Origin of the sequence: Dictyoglomus turgidum DSM 6724 (assembly GCF_000021645.1) — a bacterium.
GTDB lineage: Bacteria > Dictyoglomota > Dictyoglomia > Dictyoglomales > Dictyoglomaceae > Dictyoglomus > Dictyoglomus turgidum.
Window position 1 is genome coordinate 524,549 of sequence record NC_011661.1, and the last position, 17,743, is coordinate 542,291.

Here is a 17,743-nt window from a genome sequence, read left to right on the forward strand (position 1 = left end):
CTATGGGAAAACGTAATATTATTACTATACTCTTGTTTCTGCTCCCTGCCTTTTTTTATTTATCCTTCCTGTTTATTTATCCTTTTTTATATGGACTAAATCTTAGTTTAACTGATGAAAAGGGCAATTTTACTTTAGAAAATTTTATACGCTTTTTTAGTGATCCTTGGGATGCTAATACCATATGGATTACATTAAAAATAGCCATTCCTGCTACTTTGTTAAGCATATTGATTGCTATACCTCTTGCTTATTATATGAGGCATGGAGTAAGAGGCGAAAAATTTGTTACCTTGTTGCTGATTCTTCCTATAACCTTAGGAAGTGTATTTATTGCTGAAGGTATGCTTACTTATATGGGACCTAATGGATGGTTGAATAAACTTTTGATGTTTTTAAGAATTACTGATAAACCTGTGAAATTGACCCATAATTATTGGGGGGTTTTGATAGCTCTTATTATTCAAGGTTTTCCTTTTGTCTTTCTTATGCTTCTTGGTTATATCTCCGGTATAGATCCTAATTTGGAGAAGGCTGCAAGTGTGCTTGGAGCAAACAGGTGGCATATATTTTGGAAAGTTATACTTCCTCTATGGCTTCCTGGGATTACTATGGCTATGTCTTTAAATTTTGTGATGAATTTTACAGTTTTTCCTTCTGCGGTACTTCTGGGCCAGCCTTCTGGACCTACAAGGGTAATATCTATTTCCGCTTTTCAATGGGCTTTTGAAAAATTTAATTTTCATATGTCTTCAGCTGTGGCTATAATTATGGGGATAGTAGAGCTAATATTTATACTTATTGTCATGTTTATTAGGCAAGGATTATACAGAGGCTCTACAGTAGCAGGAAAAGGATAGGGGGAGTAAAATGAAAAGAATGGGTTTATCAAAAGCACTTTTTTGGTTTACTATAATAGTATATTCTTTTAATATTCTTGGGATTATACTTACTGTAGTCTTAAACTCTTTAAGTAAAGAGTGGTATGGAGAATTATTTCCCAAAATATTTACCTTTGAATGGTACGCCTATATGGCAAGAGAACATGATCTTCCTCAACTTCTTTACGCCACTTTCATAGTAGCGATCTCAGTGGCTTTAATAGCTCTAATAATTGGACTTCCTACAGCCTATGTTTTAGCAAGATATGATTTTAGACTCAAAAATGTAATCTTATCCTTTTTATTACTTCCTATGTTGATTCCTCCAATGACCTATGGCATCCCTCTTGCTGCACTACTTTATAAATTGAGACTTGCAACAAAACTCTCTGGGGTTATACTTGCAAACCTTGTGCCGGTAGTCCCCTATGTAACTCTAATTTTGACGCCTTTTATTGAACAGATAGATATTAGTTATGAGTCTGCAGCAAGAATTTTAGGAGCTAATAGGTTTCAGACATTTTTTAAAGTACTTCTTCCTTTAATAATACCAGGAATTTTTACTTCTGCTCTTTTGTCTATTGTAAGAACAATTGCTATGTTTGAGTTAACCTTTTTAGTAGCAGGCCCCAAGTCTCAAACGGTAGTAGTAGCCCTTTATTACGATGCTTATGCTGCTGGAACTCGTCCGCCCCAAGCTATTGATGCTCTTGCAGTGGTATATTTCTTGATTACTATGACCTTTCTTGTGATTGCTTTAAGGTTTGCAAGTCCTACTCAGTTTGTTTATAGAGGAAAATAGGGGGAACAAAATCCAAAGTTCCCCCTTTAGAAGTTATATACCATTTATTTTAGAGTTTCTACAGGCTAAGGTAATTGTTACATTATCCTCTTTTGTAGGGACAGTCCTCCATTTAACAACGAATTTATAGGCGACAAAAGAAGAGTTAGCAAGAGAATTAGGAGCAACAAGATCTGCTTTTTTTTAAAAGTAATCCCAACAAAAGGTTGGATATTCTGGGAATAGATTATTGAATTTATGAAGAGAATTAAAATTATTGACCTCTATGTATCCAAGCTCATAAGCTTTTTGAGATGAAATGGTTCCTGCAATTATCTGAGATAAAATATTTATATTGAGTTCTATCTCGGGTTCTAAATTTTCTTTTTTCTCTAATTTTACTTTTCCATTTTCTATTTCTATTTCCCATATGCCATGATTCCAGTTAGCATGCTCGTCTTTAATTTTTATTACAATCTTATCTTTTATATTCTCATCATATTTTAACGAGGAAAGAGCTTTTTCCACATCAATGACCCTTATCATAAAAGTTGGTTCAACAAGACATTCACCTCTTGGATTTGGAAGAATGAAAGGTAAAAGGTCATTGAGAGGAACGGTCCATTCAACTTCTTCTATGGTCATGGCTTGTCTTGAAAAAAGGCTTAAAAATCCTCTATAGGCAGAGTTATTCAGGCATATCATTTCTCTAACCACAACTTTGTTTATATTTGTCTTTTCTACACTATAAAGAAGATATCCTTCTATATCTTTGTCCTCATAGATGTAAAGATAGGTTAAAGTACGAGTTCTAAAAATTATACTTTCCCATCTTTCTTCAGTTCTTTTTATGGTACCTGAAAAATTTTTAGAGTGTTTGTCATATACAGGTTTTATAATTTTCCAGTCTTCAAGAGGTATCCTTTTTACTTTTTCCATCTCAGAAAATTTAGGTATAGAGTAGGTTTTTATTTTATATCTTTTTTGGAATCCTCCAAGCTCCCAACCAAAGTTTCTGTAAAATTCAAAAGAAAAGGGATATAAAGAAGAAAAAGCACTACCACTTTCCTTAGAGATTCTTATAGACTCTTTTAGTAGATAATGTACATAATTTTTGCCTCTTTTTTCTGGGAAAGTTGCCACTCCCCCTATTCCTGAAAAAGAAAAAAGCTCTCCTCTTACATAACCCTCCATAGGGATGATATTTAAGGCTGAAACTAATCTATTATTTTCAATGGCTCCTATACAATTTCTTATGCTCTTTTCATTTACCCATGTGCTTACCTGCTCATAGGGAAAAGCAAAAGATTGGCTCCAAAGCTCAATTAATTCATCCATATAAGAAGGATTTAATCTTATGATCTCCATCTTTATCCCTCCCAAAATTTTTGGTGAATGAGCTTTACTAAGGTATGTCCCTTGAAGGGATAGTCTTGAGTTACCTCCCAGAACATGATTCCCCCAAGATTATTCTTGATCACATAATTGCATTTTTCTAAAATAGATTCTTCATCGTCATAGGAGTACATAATTTTTTCTTTTGGATTCCAAAGCCAAGGAACTTTTGCATACTTATCTCTGAACTTGATGTAGTTGGGGTCATTTTCAATAACTCCCTTTATGAAAAAGAAGGGGTTACTTCCTGAAGGATGATCCTCGTTATCAAATATTCCATAAGGGATTCCTTTTACTTTTGCAAAAAGTCCATTATGTCCATCATCTTCACATATCCATCCTTTTCCATAAAAAGGTACCCCAAGAACAATCTTCTCTGGAGGTATGCCAAATTTTAAATACTCCTTCACTGCAAAATCACAATTTGCCCTTTCTCTACTTTTTTCATCAGGGTCTTTAGGATTTCCATAAAGGGGAGAATGATGGTTAGTATATTTGTCCCATATACCATGAAAGTCGTAGGTCATAAGGTTTATGAAATCAAGAAATATGTGGTATTTATCTGGTTCTGTATTATGGATTTGAGTATAACTTGCTGGTGCTGCTATGGTAAGGAGATAATTCTCGTTTTCTTCTTTTAGTACGTCTCTTAAAGTCTTTAAAAGTAGGGTAAAATTTTCTTTATCTTCAGGACGAGCTTTATTAGTAGGAAGTCCTCCACTCACAGGAAATTCCCAGTCAATATCTACCCCGTCAAGATTAAATTCTTTTACTAATTCTAAAGCGCTTTTTGCAAATTTTTTCCTATTTTCCTCATTTAATGCTACATCAGAAAATTCTCCAGAATCTGTCCATCCCCCTACAGAAATCAACACCTTTACATCTCTATACTCTTTTTTATATTCTTTTATCTTTTCCATGTTGGAATAAAAAAGATCTTCCTCAATGGGATGTAATTTTCCCTCTACGATTTTGGCGAAGGCATAATTTATGTGAGTTAGAAGTTTCCAAGGAATATCTTCTACGGAGTAATTTAGGTATTCATCCTTTACTTTCCACTCGGGGAAGTAGGCAATTATTCTTTTTGGAGACATTTGTAAACCTCCCTTATAAAATGTTAATCTTATTTTAACACACATTCTCTTAATTTTTATTTTACTTTAAATGCTATTTAAATTTTATTGTATATGCTCTAATCTGGAAGAAAAATTTGAAAGGGGGTCTCTAAGGATGAAAATGGATAGAATTATTTCTAAAGCACTGCTACTCTCAGTTCTGATCCTAACTTTTGTTTTCTTTTCCTCTCCTTTAGGGATAGCTCTTCAGTCTTCCTCCTCCCTTTACAAAGGGAAACCTGTAAAATATATTTTTTGGTTTATTGGAGATGGAATGGGTTTAAATCATGTTTATTTAACTGAGACTTTTCTTAGTAGAAATTCTCAGTCTCCCTCTATTCAAAAATTAAGTTTTACTCAATTTCCCAATACGGGATTGATGACTACTTATGCGGCCGATAGCTATATTACCGACTCCGCTTCTGCTATTACTGCTATGGCTTCAGGAAAAAAGACCAATGATGGAGTAATTAATATGGATCCTCAACTTAAGTTTAAGTATAAGACTGTAGCTGAAACAGCAAGGGATTTAGGGTATAAGGTAGGAGTTTTGACCAGTGTCTCTATAGATCATGCAACTCCTGCAGGTATGTATGCTCATCAACCAAGTAGAAATAAATATTATGAAATAGCTCTTGAACTTTTTGAGAGTAAATTTGATTATTTTGGAGGAGGAGGTTTCTTGCAGCCAAAAGGAAAGGATGGAAAGCAAAAGGATGTATATGAAATAGCAAAGGAGAAGGGATACAGAATTGTGGATAAGATTGATGAGTTTTGGAAGTTAAGAAAAGGAGACAGTAAAGTAGTTGCCATAAATCCAATATTAGACTCTTCCAAGGCATTACCCTATGCAATAAACCGCTTGAGAGGAATAGATATGGGACTTTCTCTTGCAGACTTTACAAGAAAAGCTATAGAACTCTTAGACAATCCTAATGGTTTCTTCATAATGGTAGAGGGTGGAAAGATAGATTGGGCTGCTCATGCTAATGATGCTGCTACGGTCATTTATGATGTTTTAGATTTCAATGAGGCTATAAAGGTGGCATTAGAATTTTATAAGAAGAAGCCTTTTGAGACACTAATCATTGTAACCGCAGATCATGAAACAGGCGGTTTGAGTATAGGTTATGCTGGAACAAGATATGAAATTTACCCCGAAGTTCTTTCTTACCAAAAGATATCCTACGATGAGTTTTCAAAGATAGTTAATGATTATAGAGGTAGGGTAAAGAAAGAAGAAGCTAAACTTTCTGATCTTCTTCCTCAAATTAAGGAGTATTTTGGACTTGAGGTGCTGAGCCCTGAAGTTAAGAAGGAGCTTGAAAATAAGGCAAAATCTGGAGACAAAGAGGCAAAAATTAGGTTGCAACTTGCTCTAAATGATATGGAACTTGATGAGCTTGAAAAAGCTTTCAGACTTTCCATGATGGATCCTAAGGAAAGACCAAATGATTATAAGACATATCTCTTATATGGTGGATATGATCCTTTAACGGTAACTATAACTCATATCCTAAATCAAAAAGCTGGAATATCTTGGACTTCCTATTCTCATACTGGTATGCCTGTTCCTGTATATGCTGTTGGTGTTGGATCCTATATTTTTGCTGGATATTATGACAATACCGATCTTTACAAAAAACTCATGAGTTTAATAGGAGCAGATCCCTATAAAGATAATACTCTTTCCTTGGCTAACATTAAAGAATTAGCATTAAGCAAGTAAAATTTTAGGGGAGGGCTCTCCCTCCCCCTTTTTGAAGGAGGGATTTTATATGATTATTGAAGGATATTTGGAGATTTTTGATCTTCTTATGTTGATAAGTTTTCTCTCCTACTCTAATAAAAGTGGTATTCTTATGTTGGGGGTGAATCATAATGAGGGTGTCATATTTTTTAATAATGGAAATATAGTAGATGCTTTTATAGATGGAAAGCAAGGTGAAGAAGCTCTAATGCATCTTGTTTTAAATTACCCTGTGTTGAGCTTTAGTTTTTATCAAGGGGAAATTTTGCGAGAAAACAAAATTAATAAATCTTCTGAAAAATTAATACTTGAACTCCTGAAGGTTTTTGATGAAAAAAATAATAAAGATATTCTTTTAGTTGGAGGTTAAAGGTGATTAAGAAGAGAATTCTCTTTATATGTACCCATAATTCTGCAAGGTCTCAAATGGCAGAAGGAATTGTGAATGCCTTATATAGAGATAGATATGAAGCTTATTCTGCAGGAACAGAACCCAAAGGGGTAAATCCATTGGCAATAGAAGTTTTAAAAGAAATAGGGATTGATATTTCTCATCATAGAAGCAAAAGTATTGAAGAATTCAAGGGGCAGGAGTTTGACTATGTAGTTACCGTTTGTGATAATGCCAAGGAAAATTGTCCCTTTTTTCCAGGAGGTAAGAGATATATTCATAGGGGGTTTATGGATCCAGCAAGCGTAGAGGGAAGTTATGAAGAAAAACTTTCTGCTTTTAGAAAAGTTAGAGATGAGATTTTAAATTGGGTAAAAGAGTTTTTTATTGAGAATAAAGAGGAAGGAGTATCCTTCTTTACCCCATTGAATAAAATTTAAAAGGAGAGGTCTCTTATGATTGTCAAAGATAGAGTGAAAAAACTTGAAGAAATTATCAATACTCTTGAGGAACTCAAAAATAGATTCTCCTTAGAAGATATAAAAAGGAATAAAATAACTCAATGGGCATTAAAATATGGGATTTATCTGTGTATAACCGGAATAGGCGAGATTGCTTGTGGAATTATAGACGAAAGAAAATTAGGTAATGCTAAAAACTATAAGGAATGTATTGCATTATTAGGAGATAATAACATCTTGGACAAATCATCCGTTGAGAAATTAATAAGCTATATAAATATAAGGGAGATGTTGAAACGCTCTTATATTGATGTGGATCTCGAAAAGCTCTATCTTCTTACTGAAAAGCTTGATTTTTTTAAGGATCTTATCAGCAAGTTTAAGAACTTTGTTTGATCATTATTTGTTCTTGCTAAGAAATTCTAATATCTCATTTACATCAGGAAGTTCCCTTATAGGATATATTTTGAAGAAAACTATTTTGCCATTTTCGTCTATTATTATGTTTGCTCTTTCTGAAAATCCATCTTCCTCTTGGAAAATGTTATACAGCTCTGCTACCCTTCCATGGGGCTAAAAGTCAGAGAGAATTTTTAGGTTTTTTAAGTTTAGGTTTTCGGCCCATGCTTTTTTAGATGGTACAGGATCAACACTTATACCCACGGGTATGGTATTGAGTTCTAAAAACTTATTATAGTTTTCTTCAAGAGAAAGCATTTGTTTAGAGCATACAGAAGTCCATGCAAGAGGGTGAAAAGAAAGAAGTATTTTCTTCCCTTTATAATTTGATTGCCTATTTCTAACTCTCTTTTATTCATTTTTAAACCTCTTTAAAAAGAGTAGATAACTCAATGTATTAGAGCAAAAAGGCTGAAAAAAATTTATACACAATCTCTTGACAAATATATTTTTTAGGTGTATATATGTATGTAGCATATATATGGAGGTGAAATGATTGAAAGGTTTTGGACGTGGATTGGGAATGGGAAAAGGAATGGGATTTGCTCCTGGATTTTGGCTTAGGGCTTTTGTTCTTTTTGCTCTTTCTAAGAAAGAGCTCCATGGGTATGAACTTTTAAATATGATGGAGAAATATTTTCCAGAGTTTAGTTTTTATAAAGGACCTTCAGGAATGGGAACAGGATACAGGATTTTAAGAATGCTTGAGATGGAGGGTCTTATTGGATCTCGTTGGGAGACAGGGGAAGGACCTGCTAAAAGGGTATATTTTCTCACTCCATTGGGAGAAAGGGTTAAAAATGAGATTATTGAATATATCAAAGATATGAGAGATAGAATTGAAAAATTTTTAGAATTTGCAGAAGGAAAGGAGGTGTAAAAAGATGAGATGGTGGTATGGCCGTGGTTGGGGTCGTGGATGGGGCTTTGGTGGTTATGGCGCTCCTTGGTGTCCATGGTCTTACTGGAACTTAGGTCGTAGATGGTGGTGGAGAGGCCCTGGCTATTATCCTTATGGGCTTACCAAGGAAGAGGAAAAAGAGCTTTTGGAAGAATGGAAGAAGGATCTTGAGGCGGATTTGGAAGACATAAAGAGACGTTTAGATGAAATTAAGTAAGAAATGGGGCGGGATTTTTCCCGCTCCTCGAATTAGAAAGAAGATTTAGAAATGGATGTTGGAGATATTTACCTTATACGAGAAGAGTAAAGGGGGAGATAATATGCAAAATTGGATAACTGGTTTTATATTATTTGGTTTTACCTTAAGTTTATATATTGTCTACTTTGGAAAAAAATAGAAATAAACTCACAAAAACTTTTAAAAAGTCTCTAAGAATGTTTATCCAAAATTCAATTAGAATTTTTGCCATATTTGTAATAATAGGTCTTTTAGAAAATTTTCTTTCTAAAGAAGCAGTAGGAAATTTTCTTTTAAATTTTTCAGGGTTAAAGGGGATTCTCTTAGGAGATTTAATAGGAGCTATAATGATGGGACCTATTGCGTCAGGATATCCTATCAAAGGAAAGTGGCTTTAAAGGTATGCTAATAGGTGCTATCTGGGGAACTTTAATGGTAGGGCCTGCTTATGCCTTCTTTCCATTTTTCAGGGAGATGATAAATAAAGGAGCAAGAGTAGGGGTGATAGCAACTACAATAGGTGCTTGGGCAATAAAAGTTCCTTGGATACCTTTTGCTATAACTCTTCTTGGGATAAAATATGTACTTTTGTTAAATCTCTTTGTTTTTGTATATGCTATGCTTTCAGGTTTATTTGTTGAGTATTTTATGACTCATTTTGGGAAAGGAGGTCAAAAATGAGAGGATTTCATAATCATGAACATCATGAACATAGAAGTGGATTAGGACCTGAGGGTTATTGCATATGTCCTAAATGTGGGTATAAAAAAGTTCATACCCCTGGAATTCCTTGCCGAGATGAAAGATGTCCCAATTGTGGTGTTGCTTTAATTAGAGAGGGTTCTGAACACCATAGGGTGATAGAAGAGAGGAGAAAAAAGAATGAGAAATGAAGATATTTTAAAACAAAAAGAGAAGATCAATGAAAGAATGAGCAAAATTAAGAACAAGATTGTGGTAATGAGTGGAAAAGGTGGAGTTGGTAAAAGTACTGTTGCAGTAAATCTTGCTATCTCTTTTGCCTTAAGGGGATACAAAGTGGGACTTCTTGATGCTGATATTACAGGTTATAGTGTACCTAAACTTTTAAATTTAACTTCTGAAAGACTTTATAACGCTGATGACGGGATACTTCCTGCGGAAACTAATATGGGAATTAAAGTGGCATCTGCGGGTTTTCTTGTGGAAAATGAGGAAGCGCCAATAATATGGCGGGGTCCTTTAAAGGTTTCATTGATTAGAGAATTTTTATCAAGCATTATTTGGGGAGACCTTGACTATCTTATAATTGATCTTCCTCCTGGAACAGGTGATGAGCCATTAAGCATAGCACAAGATATACCTGATATAAGTGGAGCGGTAATCGTCACTATACCATCAGATCTATCTCAGAAAGTAGTAAGGAGAGCTGTAAATTTTGCAAAGGCATTAAACATGCCTATTATTGGAATAATTGAGAATATGAGTGGTTTTGTATGTCCTCATTGTGGAGCAAGGGTTGACATATTTAGTAAGGGGGGAGGAGAAAAGATTGCAAAAGATTTAAACGTACCGCTTCTTGGGAAAATCCCATTGGATCCAAGGGTAGCAGAAAGCGGAGATAATGGTATTCCATTTATTATCACTCATAAAGATTCTGAAGTATCAAAGGTATTTATGGAGATTGTGGAGAAAATTGAAAATTTTTTAAAAGGGAGGTAGAGAAGATGAAGATTGCAGTTGCGTCTAATGATGGAAAGAAAATTTCTGCTCATTTTGGAAGAACAAAAGGTTTTGTTATCTTTGAGATTGAAAATGGAGAGATAAAAAGTAGAGAGTATAGATTGAATACTTTTACAGGACATGCAAGAGGCTTTAGCCATGATGATCCAGAGCACCATAAATATACTCATCCTGCAATAATAGAAGCCCTAAAAGATTGTAAAGTAGTAATATCTCATGGAATGGGAAGAAGACTTTATGATGATTTGACTTCTGCAGGAATAGAGGTATATGTCACCGATGAAACTGATGTGGATAAGGCAATAGAGCTTTATCTTAAAGGAGAACTTACTAATGTATCAGAACTTCTTGACTAAGATTACAGTACTTTGTGATGATAGGCTATCTCCCCCTCTTTTTTCAGAGCATGGGTTCTCAGTGCTTATTGAGAGAGAGGGGGAGTCCCCTATTCTTTTTGATACAGGAAGCTCTGATGTATTTATTAAAAATGCAGAAGTTTTAGGAAAGGATCTATCAAAAGTAGAAAATATAATTATAAGTCATGGACATTATGACCATGCAGGGGGCCTAAAATATCTTTCTAAATCTCATAGGAGGTTTAGGATTTTTCTTAGGGAAGAGGCTTTTTTACCTAAGTATAGTGATGAAAGATTTACTGGAGTAGATTGGGAAAGTTTAAAAAGTTTTTTAGAATTTGTAATAGTTAAAGATGAAGTATTAAAAATATCAGATTCCATTTATATTTTTGGATCCGTCCCATTTCAAAATGATTTTGAAGAACCAGATCCTCATTTTTATGTAGTAAAAGAAGGGAGAAAATTAAGGGACTTTTTTGATGAAGAAATAAACTTAATAATAGATGAAGGAGACGGCATTATTCTTATCACTGGGTGTGCTCATAGGGGAATCGTAAATATAGTAGAATATGCCATAAAAAAGTTTAATAAAAAGATTAAACTACTTATGGGAGGCTTTCATCTTTATAAGGCACCAAGCTCAAAAGTAGAAAAAGTAATAAATATCTTACAAAAATTTAACATCGATAAAATTATTCCTTACCATTGTTCAGGGGAGGAAATGATAAAAATTTTAAATGAAAGAGAAAACTTTAGAAAAGCTTAGAGATTACTTTGCTAAACAAAGAATATACTTAGGAAATATCCTTATGCTAACAAGTTATTGGCTCTTAATAACTTGTTAGCATAAGGATATATTTAGTTATCCTTTTATCTTGAAAGGACTGCGATGAAATACATTCCACCTCCTGTAGGAAAATTACAACTTATTAAAAGTCCAGAATTAGGATCATATTCAAACTGAGCGATAGGGGATCCACTAAACTGCACCTGGGTTAAAATTCCTCCGTATTGCCCTCTCCCTGCAACAGTCCACGAAAATCCTATTTGGGGAATATTTAAAATAGAATTTGTTTTAAGCAGTTGAGGATGGATATAAAAAGGACCTACATATTGATTACCATAGCTTTTAGATGCTTTAGAACCATATGAAGTATTCATTTGGCTTGAAAAAGTGAGAATAGAACCTGTGCTTTTAGCTAAACTATATGATGTTGTTCCAAAGGGAGTAGGGTTTGAAAGACTTGTTGTTCCTCCAAAAAGACTTACTGAGGAGTAGAGCTGATAACTAGGTGATGCTTTTACAGCAGGAGGCATGGTATTTATGGAGGGTAATGAGGTCTGGTACACTCCTAATAGGTCAACGTTTATTACTGTAGAAGAACCATCTCCATATTTTTCTAAAATTCTTACTTGTTGTATCAAACCATTTTTGTCGTAAACAAAAAAGTACCTAGTCATGGATTGATAATCTGAAGATTCTAAAAGGTAGTAATACAAGTTATTTCCTGCAGTTCCTGTTTCTTGCCTCATTCCTTGTGGAAATCCTGCAGCTTGAGCTTTTCTAACCTCATCTTGTACTTCCTTAGGGTCTAAATATACAACACCTTTTAAGGGTTTAATACTGGAACTATATGAGGGATATCCTGCTGCAATAAATATGTCAAAGCCAATGCCATAAGCCATATTGTTTTCAATATTGGTTATAACGTAAATTTGATATCCTTGACCAGTACCTGCTGATGTTTGATCTCCTGATCCTCCCTGGAATTTATAAACTGCAACTAATCCAGGCTTTATCCAAGAAGGAACTTTGTTAGATTCAGGTAGCAGATCTTGTAACGTTAGTCCTTGCTGAGCAGAAGCTGAAAAAGACATTAAAAGAAGGGAGATTAAAAGGAAGATTAATATGAGTTTTGTTTTCATATTATTTCCCCCTTAAATTAGACTTATAACTATTATAATCTTTATAAAATTAAAAATCAATGATAAAGAATAAAAGGTATCCTCTCCTCTTAAAGAGAAAATTTTTCTCTTATTTCTTTTGTAGTATAATTTTTAACATGAAAATATTAATAATTGAGGATGAGAAAAAGTTAGGGACAGCTCTTAAGAAGGGATTAGAAAAAGAGGGTTATGTAGTAGATTTAGCTTTTGATGGCGAAGAGGCAAAATATATTATAGAAAATAATTTTGAAGGTTATGATTTGGTAATATTGGACATTATGCTACCTAAAATAGATGGCATTTCTTTATGTAAAGATTTGAGAGCAAAAAATTTTCAAGCCCCTATATTAATGCTTACTGCCAAAGATAAAGTAGAGGATAAAATCTTAGGACTTGAAAGTGGGGCAGATGATTATTTAGTAAAACCTTTCTCTTATGAAGAATTGTTAGCTCGGATTAGAGCTCTTCTTAGAAGACCTAAGAATCTGATGCCTACAGTCTTAAAAGTAAAAGATATTTCCTTAGATACAGTTTCTAAAAGAGTTTTTAGGGGAGATATAGAGATCTTACTAACAAACAAAGAATTTGCTATCTTGGAGTACCTTATGAGGAATGTGAATAGGATTATAAGTAAAGAACAAATTATATCTCATGTATGGGGCTACGAATCTGATACTCTTAGTAATGTAGTAGAAGCTCATATAAAGAATTTGAGAAAAAAATTAGAAAGGAAAAGGGATGAAAATATTATTGAGACCATTAGGGGAATGGGTTATCGGATTAAGGAGTAATATATTTATAAAATCAAGGATAAAGTTGACATTAGTTTATATAATAATTACTTTATTTATTCTTATCTTTTTTAGTTACTTGCTTTATACCAATTACTCTAGAGAGGTAGAAGGAGATTTTGAGGGAGATATTAGTGACAAAGAGCAATTAGTTTTGGCTCAAAGAAGCTTGGAACGATTAAGAATTCAAATAGTAATGGTAAGTGGAATTACTTTAGGATTAGTTGGAATTGTTAGCTTTATTCTTTCAGGAATTACTTTAAAGCCTATAAAAGAAAATATGGAAAGGGAAAGAAAGTTTATATCTGATGTAGCACATGAATTAAGGACTCCTCTTGCTATTATGAAAACTGAGTTAGAAGTTAGTTTAAAAGATCCTAAAATAAATAAAAAACAATTATTGTCTGTTTTACAGAGTAACTTAGAAGAGGTAGAAAGACTTACTAAGTTGGCTGAAGATCTTTTGTACATTTTTAGGTTAGAAATCAATGAAGTCGATTCTAATCTTGAAAGAATTTCTATCAAAGATATATCAGAAAAAGTAATAAAACTAATGACTCCCTATGCTAAAAAGAAGGAAATAGATATAGAGTTACAAGCTTCGGAGGATCTTTATATATTAGGAAATCCTGAAGAGATTCGAAGGATTCTTTTTAATCTTATAAAAAACGCCATTGATTACAATAAATATAAAGGAAAAGTAAAAGTAAGGTTTATAAAAGATAATAAATATTTAGTATTAGAAATTGAAGATACAGGAATAGGAATACCTAAGGATGAGATTCCTCTTATATTTAATAGATTTTATAGAGTAGATAAATCCCGTTCTTCTCAGATACAGGGGACAGGATTAGGATTATCTATAGTTAAAGGTATTGTTGACAAATATAATGGAAAGATTATAGTAGAGAGCAAATTAGGAGAAGGCACTATTTTTAAAATACTTCTTCCTATTTAATCTGAATCTTCATCTAAAATTCATTTTATCTTCATTTTGTCTTCATCCTCCTTTCCTATAATCTTTCTTGAAATTGAACGGAAAGGAGGTGAAAAAATGAAAAAATTACTTATCTTTTTAGGAGTGGCTATTCTTACCTTAGTGGTAGTTTTTGGAGTATCCAATATAACAAAACAAAAGGTATATGCTCAAACATCAACACTAACTCAGACCTCTACCACAATTCAGACTCAACAAAAAGCTGTAGATAACGATCAAGAAATAAAAGATGATCAAGAGATAGAAAAAGGAGAAGTAGAAGAAGCAAAAGAAGTAAAAGAGATTGAGGATGACAATCTTCCAAACGGTGGGCATCAAGATCCTGAAGGAGTAAATGTGGATCACCAATTTGAAGGAGTAGAGTAAAGGATTAGTAGAACCCTCCCAGTTTGACCCTCACCAAAGTCTTTTTAATGGGACTTTGGTGAGGGTTTTTTATTTTTTATGTTGACTATTTTCATTTTTTATATATAATTAGTTTAAGCTAATAATGTTAGCTCAAACTAATTTAGAAGGTGAAAAGATGTATGAATTAATAATTTATCTTGCTAAAAGTAAAGGTGTTTTAAGTTTAAAAGATTTAGAGGATATTACAGGTTTAGATAAAGAGGAACTACAGGAATATATAAAAGATTTTCATGTGAGACATGTCTCTTGAGAAGCATATGTGGAAAAGGAGGAGAGGTTAGAGATGAATCTTTTTCTTACAGAAAGTCTTGAAGATTATATTCTCTCTATTTATGAATTGCAATCTCGAATTGTGAGAATAAAGGATATTGCAAGACTTAAGAAAGTAAAACTCCCATCAGTTGTGAATGCTATAAAAATTCTTTCTGATATGGGTTTGGTTGAACATGAAAAGTATGGGTATGTTACTCTTACTGATTATGGTATAGAGGTTGCTCAGGAACTTTATAGAAGAAGAAAATTACTTTTTAGATTTTTTACAGAAATACTTGGGGTAGATGAAAACACTGCTTTACAAGATAGCCATAGAATAGAGCATGATTTATCTCCTAAGTCTTTAGAAAAGCTTACAGAGTTTACAGAAAGATTTATTAAATCCAGAAAGGAGGAAAAAGACATGCCTTTAACCCTAAAGGATTTAAAAGTAGGCGAGGAAGGGAAAATTGTAGAACTTAGAGGGGGTGGAGGAATAATTAGTAGACTTCTTTCTATGGGAGCTGTTCCCGGCACTATTGTAAAGGTGGAAAAGATAGCACCCTTAGGAGACCCTATAGAGATTTTAATTTTAGGATATCATCTTTCTTTAAGAAAAGAAGAAGCAGAAAAGATTTTAGTGGAGAGGATATGATGGCTTTATCATTTGTAAAAGAGGGACAGGAAGTAAAAGTTATAGCCATACGTGGAGGAAAAGGTGCTGTTCAAAGACTTGCAGAGATGGGGATTTTGCCAGGGGTAAGGATAAAAGTAATTTCAAATTCTGGAGGACCTATAGTTATTGCCTTGGGAAATTCAAGAATAGCCTTAGGAAAGGGTTTAGCTTCTAAAATTATTTGTGCTTAAAAGGAGGAAAATCTCTATGGAGAAAAAAGTTGTAAAAGTTGCTTTAGCAGGGAACCCTAATAGTGGGAAATCTACAATTTTTAACGCCCTTACAGGAGGGCATGCTCATGTGGGAAACTGGCCAGGAGTTACAGTGGAAAGAAAGGATGGTACCTTTAGGTATAGAGACTACGAGGTGATAGTTACTGATCTTCCTGGAACTTATAGCCTTACTGCCTTTTCTATTGATGAAAGGATAGCTCGGGACTTTATACTTAAGGAGAAACCTGATGTGGTAGTTTGTGTGGCTGATGCTACAAATCTTCTAAGAAGTCTTTATCTTTTTGTTCTTTTAAGGGAGTTGGGAGCTAATGCTATATTAGATTTAAATATGGGAGATTTAATAGAGGGAAAAATAAAGGTAGATATAGAAGGAATGGAAAAAGCTTTAGGAGCTCCTGTGGTTATAACTTCAGGGATAAAGGGTACTGGAATTAATGAACTTAAAGAAGAAATTGTAAAGGCAAAAGATAGGGAGGTAGCTCCCTTTAGAATTAACTATGGAGATATTGAAGAAGCCATAAGAAAATTAGAGGATAAGCTTTCTGGTTATTCTTTACCTTATGATAAAAGATTTTTAGCTATAAAGCTCTTAGAAGGAGATCCTATTTTCAAAGAAGAGCTAAGAAGTTTGGGATATGAAGAAATAGTAGAATTAGCAGAAAAAGAGGCTTTAACATTCGAACAAAAATTTGGATATGATTTGGAGACAGCAATTATTGAAAAAAGATATGGTTATATTGATGCTATTGTAAGAAAATATACTCAAAGAATTGCACCTATAGAGGAAAAACTTTCTATTTCAGATAAAATAGATAAGATTGTTATTAATAAGTATTTAGGCATTCCTATTTTTGCTTTGTTTATGTGGATAACCTTTGAACTAACTTTTAGAATTGGAGGCTTCTTCTCAGATTATATAGATTCTTTCTTTAGTGGTTTAGGAGGAATTCTTGAAAATTATCTTACCTCTATTAATGCTCCTTTTCCATTAATATCTTTTATAAAAGACGGTATAATTGGTGGATTAGGGTCTGTGATTGTTTTTCTACCGAATATTTTAGTTCTATTTCTATTTCTCTCATTCTTAGAAGATGTGGGATACATGGCAAGAGCTGCTTTTGTGGTGGATAAAGCTATGTATACTATAGGGCTTCCTGGGAGATCTTTTATACCTATGATTTTAGGATTTGGCTGTAATGTTCCTGCTATTATGTCTACAAGAACTATTCCTGAGGAAAGGGATAGAATATTAACAATTCTTATAAATCCCTTCATGTCTTGTACTGCAAGGTTGCCTATATATGTTCTTTTTACAGGAATATTCTTTGAGAAAAATCAAGGTCTAATCATACTATCTTTATATGCTTTAGGGATTTTTGTTGCTATTTTCTCAGCAAAGATCTTTAGAACTATCATTCCTTCTCTTAAAGGTCCTATTTCACCGTTAATTATGGAACTTCCTCCTTATAGGCTTCCTACCTTAAAAGGGGTATGGATTCATGCTTGGGAGAGGAGTAGGGAATTCTTAAAAAAAGCCGGAACTATAATTTTCCTTGGAGTTGTATTGATTTGGTTCTTAGCAAGTGTACCTTTTTCATCTGAATACGGTAGTGAAGAAAGTATTATTGGAAGATTAGGGAAAATAATAGCTCCTCTTTTAGGACCTGCAGGATTTCCCTATTGGCAAATAGCAGTAGCTTTGCTTTTTGGAATTTTGGCTAAGGAAGTGGTGATAGGAACCTTAGGTACCTTATTTGGGGGAGAAGAAAATCTTGCGAAGACTTTACAAAATCTTTTTACTCCTCTTTCTGCTTACTCTTTTATGATAATGTCACTGCTTTATATGCCATGTTTGGCTACTATTGGAGTAATTAAGAGGGAAACCAATTGGAAATGGGCTCTATTTTCTGTATTTTACAGCATTTTGGTAGGATGGACTATAAGTGTACTTTTTTACCAGATAGGTAGAGTTTTTGCAAAATAAAGGTT

The 17,743-nt window shown here is 33.6% G+C and carries 24 protein-coding genes and 1 pseudogene; 21 read left to right on the forward strand and 4 right to left on the reverse strand.

What is annotated here, in order from left to right:
- Positions 1-2 precede the first annotated feature (2 nt).
- Positions 3-860, forward strand: coding sequence for an ABC transporter permease (locus DTUR_RS02655; RefSeq protein WP_012582898.1), 858 nt, complete (start codon positions 3-5; stop codon positions 858-860).
- 10 nt (positions 861-870) lie between these two features.
- Positions 871-1,683, forward strand: coding sequence for an ABC transporter permease (locus DTUR_RS02660; protein ID WP_012582899.1), 813 nt, complete (start codon positions 871-873; stop codon positions 1,681-1,683).
- A gap of 183 nt (positions 1,684-1,866) precedes the next feature.
- Here the strand turns inward: DTUR_RS02660 and DTUR_RS02665 are convergent, their stop codons facing one another.
- Entirely contained in the window at positions 1,867-3,030 is a 1,164-nt protein-coding gene (locus DTUR_RS02665; protein ID WP_012582900.1) for a GNAT family N-acetyltransferase, read from the reverse strand.
- Positions 3,031-3,032: 2 nt separating this feature from the next.
- Complete coding sequence (locus tag DTUR_RS02670; protein WP_012582901.1) at positions 3,033-4,151, reverse strand: glycoside hydrolase family 18 protein; 1,119 nt, start codon at positions 4,149-4,151, stop codon at positions 3,033-3,035.
- Positions 4,152-4,287: 136 nt separating this feature from the next.
- Between DTUR_RS02670 and DTUR_RS02675 the strand changes: the two genes are divergently transcribed.
- The 4 genes from DTUR_RS02675 to DTUR_RS02690 are packed head-to-tail and all read left to right on the forward strand — an operon-like array spanning position 4,288 to position 7,170.
- Entirely contained in the window at positions 4,288-5,901 is a 1,614-nt protein-coding gene (locus tag DTUR_RS02675) for an alkaline phosphatase (RefSeq protein ID WP_012582902.1), read from the forward strand.
- A 49-nt stretch (positions 5,902-5,950) separates the two neighbouring features.
- Complete coding sequence (locus DTUR_RS02680; RefSeq protein ID WP_012582903.1) at positions 5,951-6,292, forward strand: DUF4388 domain-containing protein; 342 nt, start codon at positions 5,951-5,953, stop codon at positions 6,290-6,292.
- Between the two features lie 2 nt (positions 6,293-6,294).
- Positions 6,295-6,753: an arsenate reductase ArsC gene (locus DTUR_RS02685; protein WP_012582904.1), complete on the forward strand. Its 459-nt coding sequence runs from the start codon at positions 6,295-6,297 to the stop codon at positions 6,751-6,753.
- Positions 6,754-6,768: 15 nt separating this feature from the next.
- Entirely contained in the window at positions 6,769-7,170 is a 402-nt protein-coding gene (locus DTUR_RS02690; protein WP_012582905.1) for a DUF86 domain-containing protein, read from the forward strand.
- A 3-nt stretch (positions 7,171-7,173) separates the two neighbouring features.
- Here the strand turns inward: DTUR_RS02690 and DTUR_RS09625 are convergent.
- Positions 7,174-7,563, reverse strand: a pseudogene (locus DTUR_RS09625) (redoxin domain-containing protein); the annotation flags it as partial.
- A 166-nt stretch (positions 7,564-7,729) separates the two neighbouring features.
- On the opposite strand from DTUR_RS09625, the gene DTUR_RS02700 reads away from it, so the two are divergent.
- The 8 genes from DTUR_RS02700 to DTUR_RS02735 all read left to right on the forward strand — a co-directional run bounded on the left by DTUR_RS02700 (position 7,730) and on the right by DTUR_RS02735 (position 11,216).
- The gene (locus tag DTUR_RS02700) at positions 7,730-8,113 is read left to right on the forward strand and encodes a PadR family transcriptional regulator (protein WP_012582906.1); all 384 of its coding nucleotides are present in this window, start codon (positions 7,730-7,732) and stop codon (positions 8,111-8,113) included.
- A 4-nt stretch (positions 8,114-8,117) separates the two neighbouring features.
- Complete coding sequence (locus DTUR_RS02705) at positions 8,118-8,351, forward strand: DUF5320 family protein (protein ID WP_012582907.1); 234 nt, start codon at positions 8,118-8,120, stop codon at positions 8,349-8,351.
- Positions 8,352-8,569: 218 nt separating this feature from the next.
- Positions 8,570-8,770, forward strand: coding sequence for a hypothetical protein (locus DTUR_RS02710; RefSeq protein WP_164930995.1), 201 nt, complete (start codon positions 8,570-8,572; stop codon positions 8,768-8,770).
- The gene (locus DTUR_RS02715) at positions 8,733-9,053 is read left to right on the forward strand and encodes a hypothetical protein (protein ID WP_164930996.1); all 321 of its coding nucleotides are present in this window, start codon (positions 8,733-8,735) and stop codon (positions 9,051-9,053) included. The genes DTUR_RS02710 and DTUR_RS02715 overlap by 38 nt, the downstream gene beginning before the upstream one ends.
- A complete protein-coding gene (locus tag DTUR_RS02720; protein WP_164930997.1) occupies positions 9,050-9,265 on the forward strand; it encodes a ferredoxin in 216 nt (71 codons plus the stop codon). Before DTUR_RS02715 ends, DTUR_RS02720 begins: the two co-directional genes overlap by 4 nt.
- Complete coding sequence (locus DTUR_RS02725) at positions 9,255-10,073, forward strand: Mrp/NBP35 family ATP-binding protein (protein WP_012582908.1); 819 nt, start codon at positions 9,255-9,257, stop codon at positions 10,071-10,073. Before DTUR_RS02720 ends, DTUR_RS02725 begins: the two co-directional genes overlap by 11 nt.
- A 5-nt stretch (positions 10,074-10,078) precedes the next feature.
- Complete coding sequence (locus DTUR_RS02730) at positions 10,079-10,450, forward strand: NifB/NifX family molybdenum-iron cluster-binding protein (RefSeq protein ID WP_012582909.1); 372 nt, start codon at positions 10,079-10,081, stop codon at positions 10,448-10,450.
- The gene (locus DTUR_RS02735; protein WP_012582910.1) at positions 10,428-11,216 is read left to right on the forward strand and encodes an MBL fold metallo-hydrolase; all 789 of its coding nucleotides are present in this window, start codon (positions 10,428-10,430) and stop codon (positions 11,214-11,216) included. Before DTUR_RS02730 ends, DTUR_RS02735 begins: the two co-directional genes overlap by 23 nt.
- Before the next feature lie 104 nt (positions 11,217-11,320).
- Here the strand turns inward: DTUR_RS02735 and DTUR_RS02740 are convergent, their stop codons facing one another.
- Positions 11,321-12,376 (reverse strand): hypothetical protein, encoded by a 1,056-nt coding sequence (locus tag DTUR_RS02740; protein WP_012582911.1) that lies wholly within the window; start codon positions 12,374-12,376, stop codon positions 11,321-11,323.
- Positions 12,377-12,513: 137 nt separating this feature from the next.
- Here DTUR_RS02740 and rppA point away from each other — a divergent pair, with 137 nt between their 5' ends.
- From rppA to feoB, 7 genes are all read left to right on the forward strand, one after another.
- Positions 12,514-13,188, forward strand: coding sequence for a two-component system response regulator RppA (rppA, locus tag DTUR_RS02745; protein WP_012582912.1), 675 nt, complete (start codon positions 12,514-12,516; stop codon positions 13,186-13,188).
- Positions 13,136-14,146: a sensor histidine kinase gene (locus DTUR_RS02750; protein ID WP_012582913.1), complete on the forward strand. Its 1,011-nt coding sequence runs from the start codon at positions 13,136-13,138 to the stop codon at positions 14,144-14,146. The genes rppA and DTUR_RS02750 overlap by 53 nt, the downstream gene beginning before the upstream one ends.
- 96 nt (positions 14,147-14,242) lie before the next feature.
- On the forward strand, positions 14,243-14,551 hold the full coding sequence (locus DTUR_RS02755; protein WP_012582914.1) for a hypothetical protein: 309 nt from the start codon (positions 14,243-14,245) through the stop codon (positions 14,549-14,551).
- A gap of 157 nt (positions 14,552-14,708) precedes the next feature.
- Entirely contained in the window at positions 14,709-14,843 is a 135-nt protein-coding gene (locus DTUR_RS09550; RefSeq protein ID WP_278007864.1) for a hypothetical protein, read from the forward strand.
- A gap of 33 nt (positions 14,844-14,876) precedes the next feature.
- Complete coding sequence (locus tag DTUR_RS02760) at positions 14,877-15,500, forward strand: metal-dependent transcriptional regulator (RefSeq protein ID WP_012582916.1); 624 nt, start codon at positions 14,877-14,879, stop codon at positions 15,498-15,500.
- Positions 15,497-15,712 carry a FeoA family protein gene (locus tag DTUR_RS02765; RefSeq protein WP_012582917.1) on the forward strand — a complete coding sequence of 72 codons (216 nt, stop codon included), beginning with the start codon at positions 15,497-15,499 and terminating at the stop codon, positions 15,710-15,712. Before DTUR_RS02760 ends, DTUR_RS02765 begins: the two co-directional genes overlap by 4 nt.
- A 16-nt stretch (positions 15,713-15,728) precedes the next feature.
- Complete coding sequence (feoB, locus tag DTUR_RS02770) at positions 15,729-17,738, forward strand: ferrous iron transport protein B (RefSeq protein WP_012582918.1); 2,010 nt, start codon at positions 15,729-15,731, stop codon at positions 17,736-17,738.
- The last annotated feature ends 5 nt before the right edge of the window (positions 17,739-17,743 follow it).